Origin of the sequence: Ramlibacter sp. GCM10027632 (assembly GCF_042675325.1) — a bacterium.
In the GTDB taxonomy this organism is placed as follows: Bacteria; Pseudomonadota; Gammaproteobacteria; order Burkholderiales; family Burkholderiaceae_C; genus Ramlibacter.
In genome coordinates, this window is sequence record NZ_JBHTGW010000009.1 from 114,090 (window position 1) to 135,674 (window position 21,585).

Sequence of the window (21,585 nt, forward strand, 5' to 3'; positions counted from 1 at the left end):
CCACGGGCTCCCTGAAGAATCACCATGTCGACCCGCGCCGCCCGGGGCCTGCGCCCCCTGTTCTGGACCACCGCCACCACCCTCATCGTCGCCGAGGGCCTGGCCTTCTGGGTCCTGTGCAGCCACCAGGTGGACCGCGCCGCGGCGCGGCGGCTCGAGCTGCAGGTGACGCAGGTCGCCTTCAACGACTGCCTGGCCTACGTCCCCAAGTCGACCATCGCCTCCTGCCGGCGGCAGGTGTCGGCCCGGCCCTAGAACTCCGCGCCCTCGACGAGGAAGCGCACCTTCCGCTGCCCCTGCCATTCGTCCGCGTCGAGCCGGAAGGCCAGCTTCACGCGCGGCGGCAGCGGCTCGGTGTGGCTGAACCAGATGCCGTCCACCGGCTGGCCCTGGTGCCGCAGCTTCAGCGCCAGGTGCTTTTCGCCCACCAGCCGCTGCGACAGCACCTCCACTTCCTCGCTGAACACCGGCGGCGCGAAGCCCTGGCCCCACACCTCCTGGTGCAGCGTGTCCACCAGGTCGGTGCGGCGGTACTCGGGCGCGAGCGGGCCGTCGGTCTCCAGCCGGCGCTGCAGCGTGGCGGCATCCAGCCACTCGGCGGCCACCTGGTTCAGGGCCTGCTCGAAGGTGTCGAAATGTTCCTCGGCCACGGTGCAGCCGGCTGCCATCGCATGGCCGCCGAACTTCACCAGCACGCCGGGGTGGCGCTTGGCCACCAGGTCCAGTGCGTCGCGCAGGTGGAAGCCGGGGATGGAGCGGCCCGAGCCCTTGAGCTCGTGCTCCTTGCCCGGCGCCGCGCTGGCGGCGAAGACGAAGGTCGGCCGGTGCATGCGGTCCTTCAGGCGCGAGGCCACGATGCCCACCACGCCCTCGTGGAAGTCGGGGTCGAAGACGCAGATCGCCGGCGGCGGCTCCTCGCCCTCGTCGAACAGGGACATCGCCACCTCCATCGCCTGCTCGCGCATGCCGCCCTCGATCTCGCGGCGCTCGCGGTTGATGCCGTCCAGCGTGCGCGCGAGTTCGTCGGCGCGGGTGGCATCGTCCGTGAGCAGGCACTCGATGCCCAGGGTCATGTCGGCCAGGCGGCCCGCGGCATTGATGCGCGGGCCCAGGGCGAAGCCGAAATCGAAGGTGGTGGCCACCGGCGCCTTGCGGCCCGCCGCATTGAACAGGGCGGCGATGCCGGCGGGCATCTGCCCGGCGCGGATGCGGCGCAGCCCCTGGGCGACGAGGCGGCGGTTGTTGGCGTCCAGCCTGACCACGTCGGCGACCGTGCCCAGCGCCACGATCGGCAGCAGCGCGTCCAGCTTCGGCTGGCTGGCCGCGTCGAACACGCCGCGCGCGCGCAGCTCCGCGCGCAGCGCCAGCAGCACGTAGAACATCACGCCCACGCCGGCCATGGACTTGCTCTCGAAGTCGTCGCCCGGCTGGTTGGGGTTCACGATCACGGCCGCGTCGGGCAGGGTCGGGCCGGGCAGGTGGTGGTCGGTCACCAGCACCTGCAGGCCCAGCGCGTTGGCCGTGGCCACGCCCTCGACGCTGGCGATGCCGTTGTCCACGGTGATCAGGAGGTCGGCGCCGCGCTCGGCCACCCGCCTGGCGATGGGGGGCGTCAGGCCGTAGCCGTCGACCACGCGGTCGGGGACCAGGTACTCGACCTGCTTCGCGCCGAGCAGGCGCAGCCCGCGCACGGCCGTGGCGCAGGCGGTGGCGCCGTCGCAGTCGTAGTCGGCCACCACGCACAGGCGCTTGCCGGCGGCGATCGCGTCGGCCAGCAGGCGGGCGGCCTCCTGCGCGCCCTTGAGGCCCGCGGGCGGCAGCAGACGGGCCAGCCCGTCGTCCAGTTCGTCCTTGTGGGTCACGCCGCGGGCGGCGAACAGGCGGGCCAGCAGCGGGTGCACGCCGGCCTGCTCCAGCGCCCAGGCGGCGCGCGGGGGAATGTCTCTCTCGATGATCTTCATAGCTTGTCGAGCGCCGCCGCCAGGGACGGGGCGCGCAGGCCGGCGGTGGCGCGGTGCCACAGGCGCTGGCCGTGTCGTTGGATCCAGGTGCGCGAGCCGCGTTCGCCGCACAGCGTGAGGGTGACCGGGCGGCCGTGGTCGAGGGCGGCCGCCAGACGGGGCAGTTCGTGCGTGTCGATCTCGCGCCAGACCGCGGTCCAGGCCGTCCAGTCGCCGTCCAGCGCGGCGTCGCGCAGGCGCGTTTCCATCTTCAGGCCGGCCGGCATGTGCGCCGGCGCGTCCTCGGGCAGCGAGCCCGCGCCGCTGACCCAGAACGAGTTCACGGTGGGCAGGCGCGCCGCCTCGCGCGCCTCGTTGGCCGGGTGCGTGTACAGGAACATCTGCATCTCCTGCTGCAGCCGGCGCAGCGGGCGCGCCTCGCGCTGGCGCGGCAGCCAGTCGTCCACCACAGCGCCCACCACGCGCTCCAGGCTGGCGCAGGCCAGCTCGTGGAGCATCTCGCCCTGGGCGAGCCAGCGGTCCGGCGCATCCCAGGTGAGGGCCATGCCGTCCTCCTCGAAGTAGGGCTGCATCGCCTCCATCAGCGTGCGCGACTCCGCCTCGCCCAGTTGCAGGTGCTGCGGCGCGCGCATGGTGATGCGGTCGGCGCCCACCTCCCAGTGGCAGGGGGTCAGCCAGGCCCAGGGCGCGGTGCCGGGGTCCCGGCCCTCGCTGCGAAGCTGCCAGGCGGCCCAGGGGATGCGGCCGTCGGTGGCGGGCAGGCCGATGGCCCGGGCCAGGGCGCGCTCGTGCGGCATGGACAGGTCGCCCAGGGTGCCGAGGTCCTCGCGGTCCACCGCCAGGCGCCCCAGCAGCCGCCGCAACGCGGGCAAGGCCAGGCCCTCCAGGGCCTGCGCGCAGCCCGGCGAGGCGGTCACGGCGAAGGGAATCAGCAGGTGGATGGCGTCCGACATGGCCCTATTGTCCCGGATGCCACAATCCGGCCCAGCGAAAAGAACCTGCGCCGGACTCCCGCCGCATCCCACCACGCGCCACACGCCCCACGCCGCCCCACCGCCGCATGCGAACCCCTTACGAACTCCTCCTCGGCTGGCGCTACACCCGCGCGGGCCGGGCCACCCGGCGCAACGGCTTCATCTCCTTCATCTCCGGCGTCTCCATGCTCGGCATCGCGCTGGGCGTGGCGGCCCTGATCATCGTGCTGTCGGTCATGAACGGCTTCCAGAAGGAGGTGCGTGACCGCATGCTGGGCGTGGTCTCGCACATCGAGGTCTACGGCCCCGGCGGCGGCGTGATCCCCGACCTCGCGCGCACGCAGGCCGAGGCCCGGCGCCATCCCGAGGTGGTGGCCGCCGCGCCCTTCGTGGCGGCCCAGGCGCTGCTGGCGCGCGGCGAGGACATGCGCGGCACGCTGGTGCGCGGCGTCGACCCGGCGCTGGAGCCGCAGATCACCGAGCTGGCCCGCACGCTGCAGGATACCGCCCTGCGCCGGCTGGTGCCGGGCGAGTTCGGCGTGGTGGTGGGCAGCGAGCTGGCGCGCCAGCTCGGGCTGCGCGAGGGCGACGCGGTCACCGTGATCGCCCCGGGCGGCCAGGTCACGCCGGCCGGCGTGGTGCCGCGCCTCAAGCAGATGACGGTGGTGGGTACCTTCGACTCCGGCCACTACGAGTACGACAGCGGCCTGGTGCTGATGCACCTCGACGACGCCCAGCGCCTGTTCCGCCTGGAGGGCCCGACCGGCCTGCGCCTGCGCCTGCGGGACCTGCACCAGGCCCGCGAGGTCGCCGCGCAGCTGGCCGCGGGCTTCACCGACCCGGTGGTGGTGCGGGACTGGACCCGCCAGAACCGCACCTGGTTCGCCGCGGTGCAGCTGGAGAAACGCATGATGTTCATCATCCTCACGCTGATCGTCGCGGTGGCCGCCTTCAACCTCGTGAGCACGCTGGTGATGACCGTCACCGACAAGCGCGCCGACATCGCCATCCTGCGCACGCTGGGCGCGAGCCCGGCCAGCATCATGGGCATCTTCGTGGTGCAGGGCGCCACGGTGGGCGTGGTGGGCACGCTCGCCGGCCTGCTCCTGGGGCTGGGCGTGGCGCTGAACATCGACGTGCTGGTGCCCGCGCTGGAGCGCGCCCTGGGCGCCAGCTTCCTGCCGCGTGACGTGTACCTGATCTCCCGCATGCCCAGCGACCCGCAGTCCGCCGACATCGTCCCGATCGCGGTGATCTCCTTGGTCCTGGCCTTCGCGGCCACGCTGTACCCGAGCTGGCGCGCCAGCCGCGTCAACCCCGCGGAGGCGCTGCGCTATGAGTGACTTCATCCCCGACGGCGCGGTGCTGCAGGCGCGCGGCCTGTCCAAGCGTTTCACCGAGGGCGGGCTCGATGTCGAGGTCCTGCGCGGGGTCGACCTGTCGGTGCAGGCCGGCGAGACGGTGGCCATCGTCGGCGCCTCCGGCTCGGGCAAGAGCACGCTGCTGCACCTGCTCGGGGGGCTGGATGCGCCCACCGCGGGCGAGGTGCACCTCCTGGGCCGGCCGCTGCGGGGGCTGGGCCCCGCGCAGCAGGGGCGGCTTCGCAACCGGCACCTGGGTTTCGTCTACCAGTTCCACCACCTGCTGCCGGAATTCAGCGCGCTGGACAACGTGGCCATGCCGCTTCGCATCCGCCGCGAGCCGGTGGCGGTGTGCCACGCCCGCGCCCGCGAGGCGCTGGAGGCGGTGGGCCTGGGGCAGCGCGTGCGGCACCGGCCGGCCGAACTCTCCGGCGGCGAGCGCCAGCGCGTGGCCATCGCCCGCGCGCTGGTCACGCGCCCGGACTGCGTGCTGGCCGACGAGCCCACCGGCAACCTCGACCGCGCCACCGCCGACGCGGTGTTCGACCTGATGCTGCAGCTCGCCCACGAGCACGGTACCGCCTTCGTGCTGGTCTCGCATGACGAGGCGCTGGCCGCGCGCTGCGGCCGCCAGCTGCGGCTCGCGGCGGGGCGGCTGGCGTAGGGGCGGCGGCTCGGGGCGGCCCGCTGGAAGGGCCGCTGCGGCGAAGGCGGCGGCAGGACTGCGCCTTCAGGTCCCGGCGCGTCAGCAGGGCCCGCCGCTCAGAGGATCCGGTTGAACCACAGCACCGACAGGCCCGCCGACAGCACGGCGAGCAGGGCCGCGGCCAGCGCCAGCAGCGCCGAGACCTCGGTCTCCTTCTTTTCCACCGTGAGGCGGGTGCTGAGGGTCTCGTAGACCTTCTTCAGGTCCTGCGCGGTGCCGGCGTAGTAGTACTCGGCGGCGGTCTTGTTGGCGATGGCCTTGAGCGTCTCCTCGTCGAGCCGCACCCGCATGGACCAGCCCTCGAAGCCGATGGTCTCGCCGTCCACCGTGCCGATGCCGACGGTGTAGACCCGCACGCCGCGCTCGGCGGCGAGCTTGGCCGCGTCCAGCGGGTCGACACCGGTAGTGCGCTGGCCGTCGGTGAGCATGATCACCGCGGCCGAGCCGTAGGAGCCGGGCGGCACCGGGGTGAATTCCTTCTTCTCCTTCTTCTCGGTATCGAGCGACTGCGCGCGCCAGCGGTCGCGGCCGCCCTGCATCGCCTGGATGTCGAGCGCGCCGTCGTCGGGGAAGATCGTCGCCAGCGAGACCACGATCGCGTTGCCGGTGGCGGTGGCGCGCTGCATCTGGAAGCGGTCGATCGCGGTGACCAGGTCCTCCCGGTTCACGGTGGGCAGCTGCGCCACCTGGGCCGAGCCGGCGAAGGCGACGATGCCCACCTTCACGTCCCGCGGCAGCTCGGTGAGGAAGGCCTTGGCGGCGTTCTGCGCCGCCACCAGGCGATTGGGCTGTACGTCGGTGGCGCGCATGCTGCCGGAGACGTCCATGGCCAGGATGATGGTCTGCTGCGTCGAGGGCAGGGTCACCACGGCCACCGGACGCGCCGCGGCCAGCAGCATGGCGGCCAGCGCCAGCAGGAACAGCGCCGGCGGCACGTGCCGGCGCCAGCCCGGGCCGGCGCCCAGGGCTTCCTTCACGATGGCCAGCGAGGCGAAGCGCACGGCCATCTTGCGGCGCCGCCGCAGGAGCCAGGCGTACAGCAGCACCAGCAGCGGCAGCAGCAGCAGGAGCCAGAGGTGGTGGGGCCAGAGGAAGTTCATGGCGGCTCTCTCGGGGCGTTCTGTCGGGTCTAGGCGGCGCGCCGCAGGTGGGTGGGCAGCGAGCCGCCGGACAGGCGCGCGCGCTGCCGGCGCAGCTCGACGAAGCGCACCAGGGCGTCGGCCAGGTCGTCGTCGGTGGACAGCTCCAGGGTGTCCACCCCGGCGGCGGCCAGGCCCGCGCGCAGTTCGGCCTCGCGCTGCGCCGCGATGCGGGCGAAGCGCTTGCGGAAGGCGGGGTCGTGGGTGTCCACCAGCAGCTGCTCGCCAGTCTCGGCGTCGCGCAGCGTGAGCAGGCCCAGGTCGGGGATCTCCAGCTCCAGCGGGTCGAGCACGCGCACGGCCACCACCTCGTGGCGGCGCGCCAGCAGGCCCAGCGCGCGCTCCCAGCCCGGCTCGCTGATGAAGTCGGAGACGACGAACACCGTGGAACGCCGGCGCAGCAGGGCGGCACCCGCCTCCAGCAGCTCGCGCAGGTGGGTGGGGCCGGCTTCATCGTGCGCGGGCGGGCGCGCGTCGAGGCTGTGGAGCAGGTGCAGCACGTGGCGGCGGCCGCTGCCGGTGGGGATCATGGTGTCGACGCCGCGGCCATAGAGCAGGGCGCCGACGCGGTTGCCGTGGCGCGTGAGCAGGCGGGCCAGGACGGCGGTGAAGTCGCGCGCCACGTCGCGCTTGCGCTGCGTGCCGGAGCCGAAGTCGACCGAGGGGCTCAGGTCCAGCAGGAACCAGGCGGCCATCTCGCGGTCCTCGGTGAACACGCGCACATGCGGCACCTGGGTGCGGGCGGTCACGTTCCAGTCGATGTGGCGCACGTCGTCGGCGTGCTGGTACTCGCGCAGGTCGGCCAGGTCCAGGCCGGTGCCTCGCATCAGGGTGCGGTAGTCGCCCTGGAGCAGGCCGTCGAGCCGGCGGATCACCGTCCACTCGAGCCGGCGCAGCAGCTGCTCGGCGCGGGCGGCGGCGCGCGGCGCGGCCGGCGGTTCAGGCGGCGAGCTTGTCGTCATGTTCGAGCGGGCGCGCGGGCACCGGGATCTTGGCCATGACCTGGGCGATCAGCGCGTCGGAGTCCATGCCCTCGGACAGCGCCTCGTACGACAGCACGATGCGGTGGCGCAGGGTGTCGGGCACCAGGTCCACCATGTCCTCGGGCAGGGCGTACGAGCGGCCCCGCAGCAGGGCCAGGGCGCGCGCGCCCTCGGTGAGGTTGATGGTGGCGCGCGGGCTGGCGCCGAAGGTGATGAAGCGGGCCAGGTCCTTGAGCCCGTGCCGGCCTGGGTCGCGGGTGGCCGAGACCAGCTTCACCGCGTACTGGATCAGGGAGGGATCGACATAGACCTTGCGGCACTCGGCCTGCAGCGCGGCGAGCTGCTCGGTGGTGGCCACCGGCGAGACATGCACCGCCGGCCCGGTGACGCGCTCGACGATCACGTACTCCTCCTCGTCGCTCGGGTAGTCCACCAGCACCTTCATCATGAAGCGGTCCACCTGCGCCTCGGGCAGCGGGTAGGTGCCCTCGGTCTCGATGGGGTTCTGCGTGGCCATCACCAGGAAGGGCGAGGGCACGCGGTGGGTGTCGCCGGCGATGGTGACCTGCCGCTCCTGCATGACTTCCAGCAGCGCGCTCTGCACCTTGGCCGGGGCGCGGTTGATCTCGTCGGCCAGCAGCAGGTTGGTGAAGACCGGGCCCAGTGCGGTGCTGAACTCGCCGGTTCGCTGGTTGTAGATGCGCGTGCCCACCAGGTCCGAAGGCACCAGGTCGGGCGTGAACTGGATGCGCCGGAAATGGCCGCGGATGGTGCTGGCCAGGGTCTTCACCGTCAGCGTCTTGGCCAGGCCCGGCACGCCCTCGACCAGCAGGTGCCCCTGCGCCAGGATGGCGACCATCACCCGCTCGAGGAAGCGGTCCTGGCCGACGACGACGCGCTTGACCTCATAGAGGATCTGTTCCATCAGCTTGGCGGTGGCCTCGTTGGCGGGGGCGTGGTGCATGGGGTCTCCTGGAGGGGCGGGGGACGGGATCTAGAAGGGCGGCAGGCCGACGGCGCTGGCGGCGTTCTCGATCGGCACCGCGAAGCCGATGCCGATGAAGGTGCGCGCCGGGGTGGGGTTGAGGATGGCGGTGACGATGCCCACGACCTCGCCGTCCATGGTGACCAGGGGGCCGCCCGAATTGCCCGGATTGGCCGCGGCGTCGAACTGGATCAGGTTGCGCATGTCGTGCTGCCCCTCGGGCGAGCGGAACACGCGCTGCAGGCCCGAGACGACGCCGGCCGACGCGGAGGGGCCGATGCCGAAGGGAAAGCCCACCGCCATCACCTTGTCGCCGGGCTGCAGGTCGGCGGTGGAGCGCAGGGTGGCGGCGAAGAGGTCGTCGGGCAGCTTGTTGGCCTGCAGCACGGCGAGATCGTTCTCGGGCTGCACATTGCGAACGTAGGCGCTGGCCTGCAGGCCGTCGGCGAAGGTGACCTCGATGCGGTCGGCGCCGGAGACCACATGCAGGTTGGTGAGGATCAGGCCCTTGTCGACGATGACCACGCCGGTGCCGACGCCGAACTCGACCTCGTCGCCGGCGGCGGCCGACGCCGCGCTGGCCACGGCCTGGGGCGGCTTGAGCTTGCCCGACTTGACCGCGGGGTGGTCCGGCTTGAGCCGGTCGCGGCGGATGTAGCCCACCACCCGGACCACCGAGGGCCGGATCGCCTCGTACGCCTTGGCGTACTCGGAGGGCAGGGGCTGGCTGGAGAGGGTCTTGAGGACGGCGGCGTCGATGTCCTGCTGCGTGAGGCGCCGCTGCGGCACGGCGGGCCCGAGCGTGAAGGCCCACACCAGCAGGGTGGTGAGGACCAGCACCAGCAGCCAGAGCCATTCGAGGGAGGTGGGGCGCCTCAGGCGCACGCGCCAGCGGGGCGGCGGCGGGGCGACGGGCGCCCCGGCCTCGGGCGTCATGGCGGCGGCTGCCGCGGCGGCCGCCGTGGGGTCGGCGGGCGGTGCGGCCTCGGCCCGTGCCGGACGGCCTGGGCGGCTGGAGCTGTAGAGGGCTGGCCTTCGCATCCTTCACCTCGTCGACAACCTGCGAAGCGGGGGGAACCGGGTGGCACGGTATCACGGAACGCCAGGGCCTGCACCCGTTTGCGGCATCATCCGCCGATGCCGGCCTGGATCGACACCCACTGCCACCTCGACGCGCCGGAGTTCGCGCCGGACGCCGCGCTCGTGCGGGCCCGCGCCGCCCGCGCCGGCGTGGTGCACTGCGTGCTGCCGGCGGTGGCGGCGGCGCATTTCGATGCGGTGCGCGCGCTGGCCAGTCGCACCGGCGACAGCTACGCGCTGGGGATCCACCCCCTGTTCACGCCCCAGGCCGGCGAGGCCGACCTCGAGGCCCTGGACCGCGCCCTCGCCGAGCACCGGGACGACCCGCGCCTGGTGGCCGTGGGCGAGATCGGCCTGGACCATTTCGTCCCTGGCCTGGACCCGGCGCGCCAGCAGTTCTTCTACCGCGAGCAGCTGCGGCTGGCGCGCCGCCACGGGCTGCCGGTGATCCTGCACGTGCGCCGGTCGGCCGACGCCCTGCTGCGCGAGTTGCGGCGCGAGGGCGTGACGGGCATCGCCCATGCCTTCAACGGCAGCGGGCAGCAGGCCCGCGCCTTCGTGGACCTGGGGTTCCGCCTGGGATTCGGCGGCACGCTGACCTACGAGCGCGCGCTGCAGGTGCGGCGGCTGGCGACCGCGCTGCCGCTGTCGGCCCTGGTGCTGGAGACCGACGCGCCCGACATCCCGCCGCACTGGCTTTACCGCACCGCGCAGGAGCGCGCCGCCGGCCAGCCCCAGGGCCGCAACGAGCCGGGCGAGCTGCCCGCTATCGGCGCGGTGCTGGCGGGCCTGCGCGGGATGGCGGTCGACGAACTGGCCGCCGCCACCACGGCCAACGCGCTGCAGGCCTTGCCGCGCCTGCAGGCCCTCCTGGGGCCGGCCGGCGGCGCCGCGATAATCCCGGCACCTTGAAACCCGCCAAACGCAAGCCCGCCGCCTCGCTGCCCGAGGTGAGCTTCTCCGACATCGGCGACATCCGCTACCTGCACCTGGGCGCCACCGACTGGGTGCAGGGCTCGATGCGGCTGGACGCGCCGTTCGACATCGACCTCGAGTACGTGCAGCGCATGATGGCCTGGCTGCTGTTCGTCGAGCCGGCCTCGGCCGCGAAGCGCCATGCCATGCAGCTCGGGCTGGGCGCCGCCTCGCTGACCAAGTTCTGCCGCAAGAAGGTGCGCATGGCCACCACCGCCATCGAGCTCAATCCGCAGGTGGTCGCGGCCTGCCGGCTGTGGTTCAAGCTGCCGGCCGACGATGCCCGGCTCTCGGTGGTCCTGGGCGACGCCGCCGAGGTCGCGGCCTCGGACCACTGGGCCGGCCGGGTCGACGCCCTCCAGGTGGACCTGTACGACCACGAGGCCGCCGCACCGGTGCTCGACGACGAAAGTTTCTATGCCGACTGCCGCCACCTCCTGACCGAGGACGGCTGCATGACCGTGAACCTGTTCGGGCGCGCCTCGAGCTACGAGCGCAGCCTGGCGCGCATCTGCGCGGCGTTCGGCGAGGAGGCGGTCTGGGCCTTCAAGCCCACCCGCGAGGGCAACACCGTGGTGCTGGCGCAGCGCACCCCTGCCCGCCCCACGCGCGCGCAGATCGTCGAGCGCGCCGATGCGATCCAGTCACGTTGGGGACTGCCCGCGCCCAAGTGGCTGCGGGTCTTCAAGCCCCTGGTGCGCTGACCCCGGCAGGCTCCTGCGGGTTTCCCCGGGTGGGGCGGTAGGTGGAACCCACAACGGTAGCGGATGGGATTGCCACCAGAATCCCCCGGTTGCATTCCGCATCGAGGAGTTGTTTCGTGAAAATCAAGAGCCAGAAGGATTTCTTCTCCGGCCTCATGTTCATGGTGGTCGGAGGGGCGTTCGCTTGGGGCGCCACCAAGTACACCATCGGCGAAGGCGCCCGCATGGGCCCCGGCTACTTCCCCCTGCTGCTGGGGATCGTGCTGGGCCTGCTGGGTGCGTTCATCCTGTTCGAGTCCCTGGTGGTCGACACCGAGGACGGCGAGAAGATCGGTTCGATCGCCTGGAAGCCCCTGGGCTTCATCATCGGCGCGAACCTGGCGTTCGGCGTGCTGCTCGGCGGCCTGCCCTCGCTGGGCGTGCCGGCCATGGGCCTGATCGTCGCGATCTTTGCGCTGGTGTTCATCGCCAGCCTGGCCGGTGACCACTTCCGCCCGAAGGAAATCACCATCCTCGCCACCATCCTGGCGATCCTGAGCTACCTGGCCTTCATCAAGCTGCTGAAGCTGCAATTCCAGGTGTGGCCTTCCTTCATCGCCGGCTGAAAGCATCACTGACATGGAACTGTTTACCAACCTCGCGATCGGGTTCGGCGCGGCGTTCACGCTGCAGAACCTGGCCTATGCCTTCGTGGGCTGCCTGCTGGGCACCCTGATCGGCGTGCTGCCCGGCGTCGGCCCCGTGGCCACCATCGCCATGCTGCTGCCCGCCACCTACGCGCTGCCCCCGCTGGCCGCGCTGATCATGCTGGCCGGCATCTACTACGGCGCCCAGTACGGCGGCTCCACCACCGCCATCCTGGTGAACCTGCCCGGTGAGTCGTCCTCGGTGGTGACCACACTGGACGGCTACCAGATGGCCCGGCAGGGCCGCGCGGGTCCCGCGCTGGCTGCCGCCGGCCTGGGCTCCTTCTTCGCCGGCTGCGTCGGCACCCTGATCCTGGCCGCGTTCGCCGCGCCCCTGACCGAGGTCGCCTTCAAGTTCGGCCCCGCCGAGTACTTCTCGCTGATGATCCTGGGCCTGATCGGCGCCGTGGTGCTGGCTTCCGGCTCCCTGATCAAGGCCATCGCCATGATCGTGCTGGGCCTGCTGATGGGCCTGGTCGGCACCGACGTGAACTCCGGCGTCGCCCGCTTCTCGTTCGACGTCCCCGAACTCACCGACGGCATCGGCTTCATCACCATCGCCATGGGCGTGTTCGGCTACGGCGAGATCATCATGAACCTGTCCAAGTCGGAGGAAGACCGCGAAGTCTTCACCGCCAAGGTGCAGGGCCTGTTCCCCACCGGCCATGACTTCAAGATGATGCTGCCCGCCGTGCTGCGCGGCACCACCCTGGGCTCCGTCCTGGGCATCCTGCCGGGCGGCGGCGCGCTGCTGGCGGCCTTCGCGGCCTACACGATCGAGAAGAAGATCAAGCTCAAGGAAGGCGAAGTCGTCCTGGGCAAGGGCAACATCCGCGGCGTGGCCGGCCCCGAGTCCGCCAACAACGCGGGCGCCCAGACCTCCTTCATCCCGCTGCTGACGCTGGGCATCCCGCCCAACGCCGTGATGGCGCTGATGGTGGGCGCGATGACCATCCACAACATCCAGCCGGGCCCGCAGGTGATGACCAGCAACCCGCAGCTGTTCTGGGGCCTGATCGCCTCCATGTGGATCGGCAACCTGATGCTGATCATCCTGAACCTGCCCCTGATCGGCATGTGGATCAAGCTGCTGACGATCCCGTATCGCTGGCTGTTCCCCGCCATCGTGCTGTTCTGCGCGATCGGCGTGTACTCCACGAACAACAACACCTTCGACATCTGGATGGTGGCTGCGTTCGGCGTGATCGGCTACACCTTCCTCAAGCTCGGTTGCGAACCCGCGCCGCTGCTCCTGGGCTTCATCCTGGGCCCGATGATGGAGGAGAACCTGCGCCGCGCCATGCTGCTGTCCCGCGGTGACTGGAGCGTGTTCGTGACCCGTCCCCTGTCGGCCTCGCTGCTGGCGGTGGCTGCCATCCTGATCATCATCGTGCTGCTGCCCTCCGTGAAGAGCAAGCGCGAGAACGTCTTCGTCGAAGAAGACTGATCGCTCCCCCGGGCCCTCGCGGCCCGTGCGTGAAACGGCACCCTCGGGTGCCGTTTCGCTTTGTGGCTGTCACAATCGCCGCAGTGACTACGACGACTGCCTCGCCCCGGCTGCCCGCGCCGCATCCCCAGCGGGTCGCCCTCCACAACGAGATCCATGCCCGCCCGCCCGAGGCGATGGCGGCGCCGCTGGCCATGAGCCACGTGGTCATGCACTGCGACGCCGCGCAGCGCGAGGCGAGCCGGGCCCATGTCGCGGCCCTGCTGCGTGACCACCACCTGCCGCCGCCCGACGAGGGCTGCAGCCACCTGCGGGTGGACGTGGCCGGCCTGCGCCTGCGCTGGGAGATGCACACCGAGTTCGTGACCTGGACCTTCTCGCGCGCCGGCTTCGATGCGCAGGACTTCGGCGACCGCGAGCCCGAGGCCGCCATCGGCGCCGTGCCCCAGGCCTGGCTCTCGCAGCTGCCCGGGCGCTGGCTGGCCGGCCTGCACCTGTGGGTGCTGCCGGCCGATGCCCTCGACCACCGGCCCCTGACCCGCCATGTGCTGAACGAGGAGACCCTGGTGGGCTCCACCGTCGCCGATGGCCACGGCGAGGTCTACACCGACTTCGCCCTGCATGCCGACGGCTTCTCGCGCATGGTGCTGCTGGCCGGCGGCCTCTCGCCGCGCCGCCTGGGCCGCCTGGTGCAGCAGCTGGTGGAGATCGACAGCTACCGCATGATGGCCCTGCTGGCGCTGCCGGTGGCGCGCCAGGCCTTCGCCGCGCTGGGCCGCGCGGAGACCGAGCTGGCCGACCTGGCCGGCGCCATCCGCGTCGCCCGCCGCAACGAGGAGCCGCAGCTGCTCGATCGCCTGACCACGCTGGCCGGCGAGGTGGAGGGCCAGTACGCCGCCACCCACTCGCGCTTTTCCGCCAGCACCGCCTACTTCGAGCTGGTGGACCGGCGCATCGCCGACCTGGGCGAGTCCCGCCTGCCGGGCCTGCAGACCCTGGGCGAGTTCGTGCAGCGGCGCCTGTCGCCCGCGCGCAGCACCTGCGAGTGGGCCGCGCGCCGGCAGGACGCGCTGTCGCAGCGCGTCTCCCGCATCAGCAACCTGCTGCGCACCCGCGTGGAGATCGAGCAGCAGGAAAGCAGCCAGGCCCTGCTGGTCGCGATGAACCGGCGCCAGGCGCTGCAGCTGAAGCTTCAGTCGACGGTGGAGGGCCTGTCGGTCGCCGCCATCACCTACTACATCGTCGGCCTCGTGAGCTACCTGGCCAAGGGCGGCAAGGGCCTGGGCTGGCCCTGGTCGGCCGAGACCACGGCGGCGGTGGCCATCCCGGTCGTGGCGCTGTCGGTGTGGGCCTCGCTGCGGCGCCTGCACGCGCGGCTGCATGGGGAGTGAGCCGGTGACGCAAGCCCCCTCCCGGCCGGGCGTCGGCCTGGCCCTCGCGGCGCTCGGCGCCGTGGCCTTCAGCGGCAAGGCCATCATCATCAAGCTGGCCTACCGGCATGGCACCGACCCGACCACGCTGATCATGCTGCGCATGCTGTTCGCGCTGCCCCTGTTCGCTGCCATGGCCTGGTGGGCGAGCCGCGGCAAGCAGGCGCTCTCCCTGCGGGACTGGGCGGGCGTGGCCTACCTGGGGATCACGGGCTACTACCTGTCCAGCTACCTCGATTTCCTCGGGCTCCAGTACGTCACTGCCTCGCTCGAACGCCTGATCCTGTACCTCAACCCGACCCTGGTCGTGGCCATGGGCTGGTTCATGACCCGCAAGCCGCTGCGGCGCACGCAGCTCCTGGGCATGGCCACCAGCTATGGCGGCGTGCTGCTGGTCTTCGGCCACGAGGTGGGCCTGCAGGGCGCCGAGGCCGCCAAGGGCTCGGCCCTGGTGCTGGCCAGCGCGGTGATGTATGCGCTCTACATGGTCTACAGCGGCCAGATGGTGAAGCGCGTGGGCTCGCTGCGCCTGGTGGGCCTGGCGACCTCGGTGGCCTGCCTGTGCGTGCTGGCCCACTTTGCGGCCACGCGCCCGATCGCCGCGGCGCTGGACACGCCGATGCCGGTGGTGTGGCTGTCACTGCTCAATGCCACCGTCTGCACCGCGATCCCGGTGCTGCTGGTCATGATGGCCATCGAGCGCGTGGGCCCGGGCGTGACGGCGCAGACCGGCATGGTCGGCCCGCTGTCCACGATCTTCATGGGGGTGGCGCTGCTCGGCGAGCCCTTCACCGCCTGGGTCGCGGCCGGCACGGTGCTGGTGATTGCGGGCATCTACCTGTTCACCCGCGCGCCGGGCGCGCCTGCGCCACAATCGCGCGGCTGAAAAACATACTCCGAGGAGCAGACATGGATTACGGAATCAAGGGCCGCTGGGCCCTGGTGTGCGGCGCGAGCAAGGGCCTGGGCCTGGGCTGCGCCCGGGCGCTGGCGCAGAACGGTGCGCACGTGGTGATGGTGGCGCGCGGCGCCCCGGCGCTGGAGGCCGCGGCCGCCGAACTGCGGGCCGACCCGCAGCTGCCGGCCGGCACCCAGGTGGTGGCGGTGGCCGCCGACATCACCACGCCCGAGGGCCGCGCCGCGGCCCTCGCCGCCCACGCCGGCTACGACATCGTGGTCACCAACGCCGGCGGCCCGCCCCCCGGCGACTTCCGCGACTGGGGCCGGGACGAATGGATCAAGGCGCTGGACGCCAACATGCTCACCCCCATCGAATTGATCAAGGCGGTGGCCGACGGCATGGCCGAGCGCGGCTTCGGCCGCATCGTCAACATCACCTCGGGCGCGGTGAAGGCGCCGATCGATGTGCTGGGCCTGTCCAACGGCGCGCGCAGCGGCCTCACCGGCTTCATCGCCGGCCTGGCGCGCAACCCGCAGCTGGCGGCCCGCAACGTCACCATCAACAACCTGCTGCCCGGTGCGTTCTACACCGACCGCCTCAAGTCCAACTTCGCCGGCGCCGCCAGCAAGACGGGCAAGAGCCTCGACGAGATCGCTGACGGCCGCCGCAAGACCATCCCGGCGCAGCGCTTCGGCGAGCCCGAGGAGTTCGGCGCCACCTGCGCCTTCTTGTGCAGCGCGCAGGCGGGCTACATCACCGGCCAGAACCTGCTGATCGACGGCGGCGCGTACCCCGGCACCTTCTGAGCCGGGTCCCGCCCGGCAGGCCCCTGTGGCCGCAGCGGCCTGCCGCACGGGGCCTGCACGAGGGGACCGCCGCGGGCGGCCCCCGGCGGCTTCAGCGCCGCGCCGCCACCACGATGCCCCCGGCGATCAGCGCGAACGCCAGCGCGTGGTACGCATGCGGCAGCTCGCCCAGGAGCGCGCCGGACAGCAGTGCCGCGAACAGCGGCGTGAGGTTGTTGAACACGGCGGCCATGTTGGGCCCCATGCGCTGGATGCCCAGGCCCCAGCAGCGGTAGGCCACCACCGAGGCGCCCAGGGACACGTAGGCGAGGGCGGCCGCCACCGGCCAGCCCCAGGTGATCGACTGCGGCGCCAGCGCCCACTCGCCGGCCGTGAACAGCGCCGACCAGAGCACGCCAGGGGCGACCTGCGCCAGCAGGTACGCGGCCCAGTCGTTGCGGATGTTCTCCGGCTCGGTGGTCTTCGCCAGGCCCCAGCTGTAGAAGGCCCACACCACCACCGCCGACAGCATGTACAGGTCGCCCGGCACCAGCTGCAGGCGGGACAGGGCGGCCAGGTCGCCGCGCGTGAGCACCAGCAGCACGCCGGTGGCCGAGAGCAGCGAGCCGCCGACCTGCCGCGCCGAGACCCGCTGGCCATGGAAGGCCACGCCCACGACCATCATGAACACCGGCATGCTCGCGCCCACCAGGGTGACGTTCATGGGGGTGGAGGTGTGCAGGGCCAGGTACTGCAGCGAGTTGAAGCAGCCCATGCCGAGCAGGCCGAGCCAGGCGAAGCGGCGCCAGTGGGCCGCGAAGCCGCTGCCGGGGCGCAGCACCCAGCCGGCCAGGGGAAGCAGCGCGAGGGCCGCGAAGACCCACCGCAGCAGGTTCAGCGTCATCGGCGGCACCAGGCCGCTGACCAGCCGGCCCACCACCGCATTGCCGGCCCACAGCAGGGGCGGCAGGGTGAGCAGCAGGAGGGCGCGCAGGTCGAATCGCGGGGTCATGGGAGGCCGAGACTGTATCCGACCGCGGACGGGGGGCCGGGGATTCATGGCACGATGCGCGCCACGACAAGAGGAGACCCCGCACCATGACCCGAGCCATCCGCATCCACGCCGCCGGCGGCCCCGAACAGCTCCGCCTCGAGGAGGTCGAGGTCGGCCAGCCCGGCCCCGGCGAGATCCGCATCCGCCACCACGCCATCGGCCTGAACTACATCGACGTCTATTACCGCACCGGCGCCTACCCCCTGCAGTACCCGGCCGCCCTGGGCATGGAGGGCGCGGGCATCGTCGAGGCCGTGGGCGAGGGCGTCACCCACCTGAAGGTGGGCGACCGCGCCGCCTACGCCAGCCAGCCGCCCGGCGCGTACTGCGAAGTCCGCGTCATGCCCGCCAAGTGCGTGTGCAGGCTGCCCGACGCGATCAGCTTCGAGACCGGCGCCGCGATGATGCTCAAGGGCCTGACCGCGCAGTACCTCCTGAAGAAGACGCTGCCGGTCGGCGGCCTGCAGGCGGGCGACTTCGTCCTGTTCCACGCGGCGGCCGGCGGCGTCGGCCTGATCGCCTGCCAGTGGGCCCGCGCGCTGGGCCTGCAGCTGATTGGCACCGCCGGCTCCGAGGCCAAGTGCGCCCTGGCCCGCGAGCACGGCGCGGCCCACGCCATCAACTACGCCACCGAGGACTTCGCGGCCCGCGTCAAGGAGATCACCGGCGGCAAGGGCGTGAAGGTGGTCTACGACTCGGTGGGCAAGGACACCTGGGACAAGTCGCTCGACTGCCTGGCGCCCTTCGGCCTGATGGCCAGCTTCGGCGCCTCCTCCGGCCCGGTGCCGGCGTTCGCGCCCGCGGTGCTGGCCGGCAAGGGCTCGCTGTACGTCACCCGCCAGACGCTGTTCACGCACATCGCCACGCGCGAGTCGACCCAGGCGATGGCCGACGACCTGTTCGAGGTGGTGGCCAGCGGCAAGGTGAAGATCCGCATCGACCAGCGCTACCCGATGTCCGAGGTGGCCCAGGCGCACCGCGACCTGGAGGCTCGCAAGACCACGGGCTGCACCATCCTGCTGCCCTGAGCGCCGGGCAGGCCGCGCGCCGCGTCAGCGGCCGCGGCGCACGCGCAGGAGCTCGTCGAGGATCATGCCCACCGCGCCCGCGGTGATGCCCATGTCGGCGATGTTGAAGGCGGGGAAGGACCAGCCGGCGTAGTGCAGGTGGATGAAGTCCACCACGTAGCCGTGCAGCGCGCGGTCCACCACGTTGCCCACGGCGCCGCCGAGCAGGCAGGCCATCGAGAACGCGAACAGCTTCTGCCCGGCGTGCTGGCGCAGCATCCACACGATGAACACCGCCGCGCCGGTGCCCAGCGCGATGAAGAACCACCGCTGCCAGCCCGAGGCCGAGGCCAGGAAGGAGAAGGCCGCGCCGGTGTTGTGCGCGCGCACGATCTCCAGGAACGAGGTGACGTAGGTCGCGTCACCCAGACGGTAGTAGCCCAGGATCAGGGTCTTGGTGAACTGGTCGGCGATGAAGACGACCAGCGCCAGGCCCAGCCAGGGCATCATCCCGCCCGCCTTGGCGCCTTTGGCCATCAGGCGCAGGCGCGGCTCTCGCCGGCGCCGAACAGGTTGCTGGTGCAGCGGCCGCACAGCGTGGGATGGGCGGCGTCGTGGCCGACGTCGTCACGCCAGTGCCAGCAGCGCTCGCACTTCTGCGCGGCGGAGGGCGAGGCCTTCACCGCCAGCTCGGCGCCTTCGGCCAGGCCGAGGGACGACGTCATGAAGACGAACTTCAGGTCGTCGCCCAGGCTGGCGAGCAGGGCGTGGTCGGCGGCCGGGGCGGTGATCGCCAGGTCGGCCTGCAGCGAGGAGCCCACGCCGCCCTTTTCGCGCAGGGCTTCGACTTCCTTGTTCGCCACGTCGCGGATCGCGCGGATGCGGCTCCACTTCGCCAGGAGGGCCTCGTCGGGGCCGCCGATCTCCGCATAGGTCTCGAAGAAGATCGAGTCGGTGCCGCCGAAGACCTTCCAGGCCTCCTCGGCGGTGAAGCTGAGGAAGGGGGCCATCCAGCGCAGCATCGCGTGCGTGATGTTCCACAGCGCGGTCTGCGCGCTGCGGCGGGCATGGGACTTCGGGCTGGTGGTGTAGAGGCGGTCCTTGAGGATGTCCAGGTAGAACGCGCCCAGGTCCTCGGAGCAGTACACCTGCAGCTTGGCCACCACCGGGTGGAATTCGTAGACCTCGTAGTGCGCCAGGATCTCGGCCTGGAACTGCGCCGCGCGGCTCATGGCGTAGCGGTCGATCTCCAGCATCTCGGCCAGGGGCACGGCGTCCTTGGCCGGGTCGAAGTCACTCACGTTCGCCAGCAGGAAGCGCAGGGTGTTGCGGATGCGGCGGTAGGCGTCGACCACGCGGGCCAGGATCTTGTCGTCGCCGGCGATGTCGCCGGAGTAGTCGGAGGCCGCCACCCACAGGCGGATGATTTCCGCGCCCAGCTTCTCGCTGGTCTTCTGCGGGTCCACGCCGTTGCCCAGGGACTTGGACATCTTGCGGCCCTGGCTGTCCACGGTGAACCCGTGCGTCAGCAGGCCGCGGTAAGGCGCGCGCCCGTACATGGCGCAGGCGGTGAGCAGCGAGCTGTGGAACCAGCCGCGGTGCTGGTCGTGGCCTTCCAGGTACAGGTCGGCCTCGGGGCCGCTGTCATGGCCGGCGCCGGCGTGCGAGCCTTTGAGCACCGTGGTGTGGGTGGTGCCGGAGTCGAACCACACCTCCAGGATGTCCTGGCTCTTGGTGTAGCGCGGCGCGTCGGCGGCGCAGCCCACCTTCGCCAGGATCTCCTCGGTGCTGGCCTTGGACCAGGCCTCGATGCCGCCGGCCTCGACCATCGCCGCGGCGATGTCCAGGATCTCGGGGGTCTTGGGGTGCAGCTCGCCCGAGTCGACGTCCAGGAAGAAGGGCAGGGGCACGCCCCAGGAGCGCTGGCGAGAGATGCACCAGTCCGGGCGGCCGGCGATCATGTCGCGCAGGCGGGCCTTGCCGTTCTCGGGATAGAACTGGGTCTCCTCGATCGCGGCCAGCGCGAGCTGGCGCAGGGTGGCGGGTGCCTTGTCGGTGGTGAACACGCCCTCGCCCTCGTCCATGCGGATGAACCACTGCGCCGCGGCGCGGTAGATCACCGGGGACTTGTGGCGCCAGCAGTGCGGGTAGCTGTGGGCGATGTTTTCGGTGGCGAACAGGCGGCCGGCGTCGCGCAGCGCCTCGATGATCACCGGCGCGGCCTTCCAGATGTTCTGGCCGCCGAACAGGGCCAGCTCCGGCGCGTAGCTGCCGTGGCCCTGCACCGGGTTGAGGATCTGGTCGTACTTCATGCCGTGCGAGACGCAGCTGTTGAAGTCGTCCACGCCATAGGCCGGGGCGGAGTGCACGATGCCGGTGCCGTCCTCGGCGGTGGCGTAGTCGGCCAGGTAGATGGGCGACAGGCGCGCGTAGGCCGGGTCCACATGGTGGAAGGGGTGGCGGAAGTTCAGGCCGCCCAGCTTCTCGCCGGGGGTGGTGGCGACCACCTGGCCTTCGAGATGGAAGCGCGCCAGGCACTTCTCCACCAGCGACTCGGCCACGATCACGTAGCCGCGCGGCGTGTCCACCAGCGCGTAGACGATCTCGGGGTTCAGGTTCAGCGCCTGGTTGGCGGGGATGGTCCAGGCGGTGGTGGTCCAGATCACCGCGTAGGCCGGCTTGTCCAGGCCGGCCAGGCCGAAGGCGGCGGCCAGCTTCGCCGGCTCGTCGGCCTCGAAGCCCACGTCCAGGGTCTGCGACTTCTTGTCGGCGTACTCGATCTCGAACTCGGCCAGCGACGAGGCGCAGTCGAAGCACCAGTACACCGGCTTCAGGCCGCGGTAGACGAAGCCGCGCTCCATCACGCGCTTGAAGGCGCGGATCTCGTCGGCCTCGTTGCGCGGCTCCATGGTCTTGTAGGGGTGGTCCCAGTCGCCCAGCACGCCCAGGCGCTTGAAGTCGGCCATCTGCAGGGCGATCTGCTCGGTGGCGAAGGCGCGGCTCCTGGCCTGCATCTCGTCACGCGCCAGGTTGCGGCCATGCTTCTTCTCGATGGCGTTCTCGATCGGCAGGCCGTGGCAGTCCCAGCCGGGGATGTAGGCCGCGTCCAGGCCCTTGAGCTGGCGCGACTTGACGATCATGTCCTTGAGGATCTTGTTGACCGCGTGGCCCATGTGGATCTGGCCGTTGGCGTAGGGCGGGCCGTCGTGCAGCACGAACTTCTCGTGGCCGCAGCGGGCCTCGCGCAGGCGCTTGTACAGGCCCTGGTCCTCCCACTCCTTGACCCAGCCCGGCTCGCGTTTGGGCAGGTCGCCCCGCATGGGGAAGGGCGTGTCGGGCAGGTTCAGCGTGGCGCGGTAGTCGGTCTTGTTGTCGTCGGACATGGCAGTGCGGGATAGGCGTCGACA

20 protein-coding genes are annotated in these 21,585 nt (G+C 71.6%); 11 read left to right on the forward strand and 9 right to left on the reverse strand.

Features of this window, described 5'->3' with window-relative positions; translation table 11 throughout:
* Positions 1-24 precede the first annotated feature (24 nt).
* Positions 25-255, forward strand: coding sequence for a hypothetical protein (locus tag ACFQZY_RS14450; RefSeq protein ID WP_377416968.1), 231 nt, complete (start codon positions 25-27; stop codon positions 253-255).
* Here the strand turns inward: ACFQZY_RS14450 and recJ are convergent.
* On the reverse strand, positions 252-1,961 hold the full coding sequence (recJ, locus tag ACFQZY_RS14455; protein ID WP_377416970.1) for a single-stranded-DNA-specific exonuclease RecJ: 1,710 nt from the start codon (positions 1,959-1,961) through the stop codon (positions 252-254). The two genes, ACFQZY_RS14450 and recJ, sit on opposite strands and share 4 nt — an antisense overlap.
* Positions 1,958-2,914, reverse strand: a complete 957-nt coding sequence (locus ACFQZY_RS14460; RefSeq protein WP_377416972.1) for a phosphoglycerate mutase — start codon at positions 2,912-2,914, stop codon at positions 1,958-1,960. Before ACFQZY_RS14460 ends, recJ begins: the two co-directional genes overlap by 4 nt.
* A 107-nt stretch (positions 2,915-3,021) precedes the next feature.
* Here ACFQZY_RS14460 and ACFQZY_RS14465 point away from each other — a divergent pair, with 107 nt between their 5' ends.
* Positions 3,022-4,278: a lipoprotein-releasing ABC transporter permease subunit gene (locus tag ACFQZY_RS14465; RefSeq protein ID WP_377416974.1), complete on the forward strand. Its 1,257-nt coding sequence runs from the start codon at positions 3,022-3,024 to the stop codon at positions 4,276-4,278.
* A complete protein-coding gene (gene lolD, locus ACFQZY_RS14470) occupies positions 4,271-4,960 on the forward strand; it encodes a lipoprotein-releasing ABC transporter ATP-binding protein LolD (protein ID WP_377416976.1) in 690 nt (229 codons plus the stop codon). The genes ACFQZY_RS14465 and lolD overlap by 8 nt, the downstream gene beginning before the upstream one ends.
* 98 nt (positions 4,961-5,058) lie before the next feature.
* On the opposite strand, the gene ACFQZY_RS14475 is transcribed toward lolD, so the two are convergent.
* From ACFQZY_RS14475 to ACFQZY_RS14490, 4 genes are read right to left on the reverse strand one after another with little or no spacing between them, the layout of a single operon-like run.
* The gene (locus ACFQZY_RS14475) at positions 5,059-6,102 is read right to left on the reverse strand and encodes a VWA domain-containing protein (RefSeq protein ID WP_377416978.1); all 1,044 of its coding nucleotides are present in this window, start codon (positions 6,100-6,102) and stop codon (positions 5,059-5,061) included.
* A 29-nt stretch (positions 6,103-6,131) separates the two neighbouring features.
* Positions 6,132-7,103 (reverse strand): DUF58 domain-containing protein, encoded by a 972-nt coding sequence (locus ACFQZY_RS14480; RefSeq protein ID WP_377416980.1) that lies wholly within the window; start codon positions 7,101-7,103, stop codon positions 6,132-6,134.
* The gene (locus tag ACFQZY_RS14485; protein WP_377416982.1) at positions 7,081-8,088 is read right to left on the reverse strand and encodes an AAA family ATPase; all 1,008 of its coding nucleotides are present in this window, start codon (positions 8,086-8,088) and stop codon (positions 7,081-7,083) included. Before ACFQZY_RS14485 ends, ACFQZY_RS14480 begins: the two co-directional genes overlap by 23 nt.
* 30 nt (positions 8,089-8,118) lie before the next feature.
* Positions 8,119-9,150, reverse strand: a complete 1,032-nt coding sequence (locus tag ACFQZY_RS14490) for a S1C family serine protease (protein ID WP_377416984.1) — start codon at positions 9,148-9,150, stop codon at positions 8,119-8,121.
* 96 nt (positions 9,151-9,246) lie between these two features.
* Here ACFQZY_RS14490 and ACFQZY_RS14495 point away from each other — a divergent pair, with 96 nt between their 5' ends.
* The 7 genes from ACFQZY_RS14495 (at position 9,247) to ACFQZY_RS14525 (ending at position 16,138) form a co-directional block, all read left to right on the forward strand.
* On the forward strand, positions 9,247-10,101 hold the full coding sequence (locus ACFQZY_RS14495; protein ID WP_377416986.1) for a TatD family hydrolase: 855 nt from the start codon (positions 9,247-9,249) through the stop codon (positions 10,099-10,101).
* A complete protein-coding gene (locus ACFQZY_RS14500; protein ID WP_377416988.1) occupies positions 10,098-10,868 on the forward strand; it encodes a spermidine synthase in 771 nt (256 codons plus the stop codon). Before ACFQZY_RS14495 ends, ACFQZY_RS14500 begins: the two co-directional genes overlap by 4 nt.
* Before the next feature lie 116 nt (positions 10,869-10,984).
* Positions 10,985-11,473, forward strand: a complete 489-nt coding sequence (locus ACFQZY_RS14505) for a tripartite tricarboxylate transporter TctB family protein (protein WP_377416991.1) — start codon at positions 10,985-10,987, stop codon at positions 11,471-11,473.
* Positions 11,474-11,486: 13 nt separating this feature from the next.
* Positions 11,487-13,001 carry a tripartite tricarboxylate transporter permease gene (locus ACFQZY_RS14510; protein ID WP_377416993.1) on the forward strand — a complete coding sequence of 505 codons (1,515 nt, stop codon included), beginning with the start codon at positions 11,487-11,489 and terminating at the stop codon, positions 12,999-13,001.
* Positions 13,002-13,084: 83 nt separating this feature from the next.
* Entirely contained in the window at positions 13,085-14,392 is a 1,308-nt protein-coding gene (locus tag ACFQZY_RS14515) for a DUF3422 family protein (RefSeq protein ID WP_377416995.1), read from the forward strand.
* Positions 14,382-15,317, forward strand: a complete 936-nt coding sequence (locus tag ACFQZY_RS14520) for a DMT family transporter (protein WP_377416997.1) — start codon at positions 14,382-14,384, stop codon at positions 15,315-15,317. The genes ACFQZY_RS14515 and ACFQZY_RS14520 overlap by 11 nt, the downstream gene beginning before the upstream one ends.
* Positions 15,318-15,340: 23 nt before the next feature.
* A complete protein-coding gene (locus tag ACFQZY_RS14525) occupies positions 15,341-16,138 on the forward strand; it encodes an SDR family oxidoreductase (protein WP_377417000.1) in 798 nt (265 codons plus the stop codon).
* 91 nt (positions 16,139-16,229) lie between these two features.
* On the opposite strand, the gene ACFQZY_RS14530 is transcribed toward ACFQZY_RS14525, so the two are convergent.
* A complete protein-coding gene (locus tag ACFQZY_RS14530) occupies positions 16,230-17,129 on the reverse strand; it encodes a DMT family transporter (protein ID WP_377417002.1) in 900 nt (299 codons plus the stop codon).
* A gap of 86 nt (positions 17,130-17,215) precedes the next feature.
* On the opposite strand from ACFQZY_RS14530, the gene ACFQZY_RS14535 reads away from it, so the two are divergent.
* Positions 17,216-18,199 carry a quinone oxidoreductase family protein gene (locus ACFQZY_RS14535; protein WP_377417005.1) on the forward strand — a complete coding sequence of 328 codons (984 nt, stop codon included), beginning with the start codon at positions 17,216-17,218 and terminating at the stop codon, positions 18,197-18,199.
* A 24-nt stretch (positions 18,200-18,223) separates the two neighbouring features.
* On the opposite strand, the gene lspA is transcribed toward ACFQZY_RS14535, so the two are convergent.
* Entirely contained in the window at positions 18,224-18,715 is a 492-nt protein-coding gene (gene lspA, locus ACFQZY_RS14540) for a signal peptidase II (RefSeq protein WP_377417008.1), read from the reverse strand.
* Positions 18,715-21,561 (reverse strand): isoleucine--tRNA ligase, encoded by a 2,847-nt coding sequence (gene ileS / locus ACFQZY_RS14545; protein WP_377417012.1) that lies wholly within the window; start codon positions 21,559-21,561, stop codon positions 18,715-18,717. The genes lspA and ileS overlap by 1 nt, the downstream gene beginning before the upstream one ends.
* Positions 21,562-21,585 lie beyond the last annotated feature (24 nt).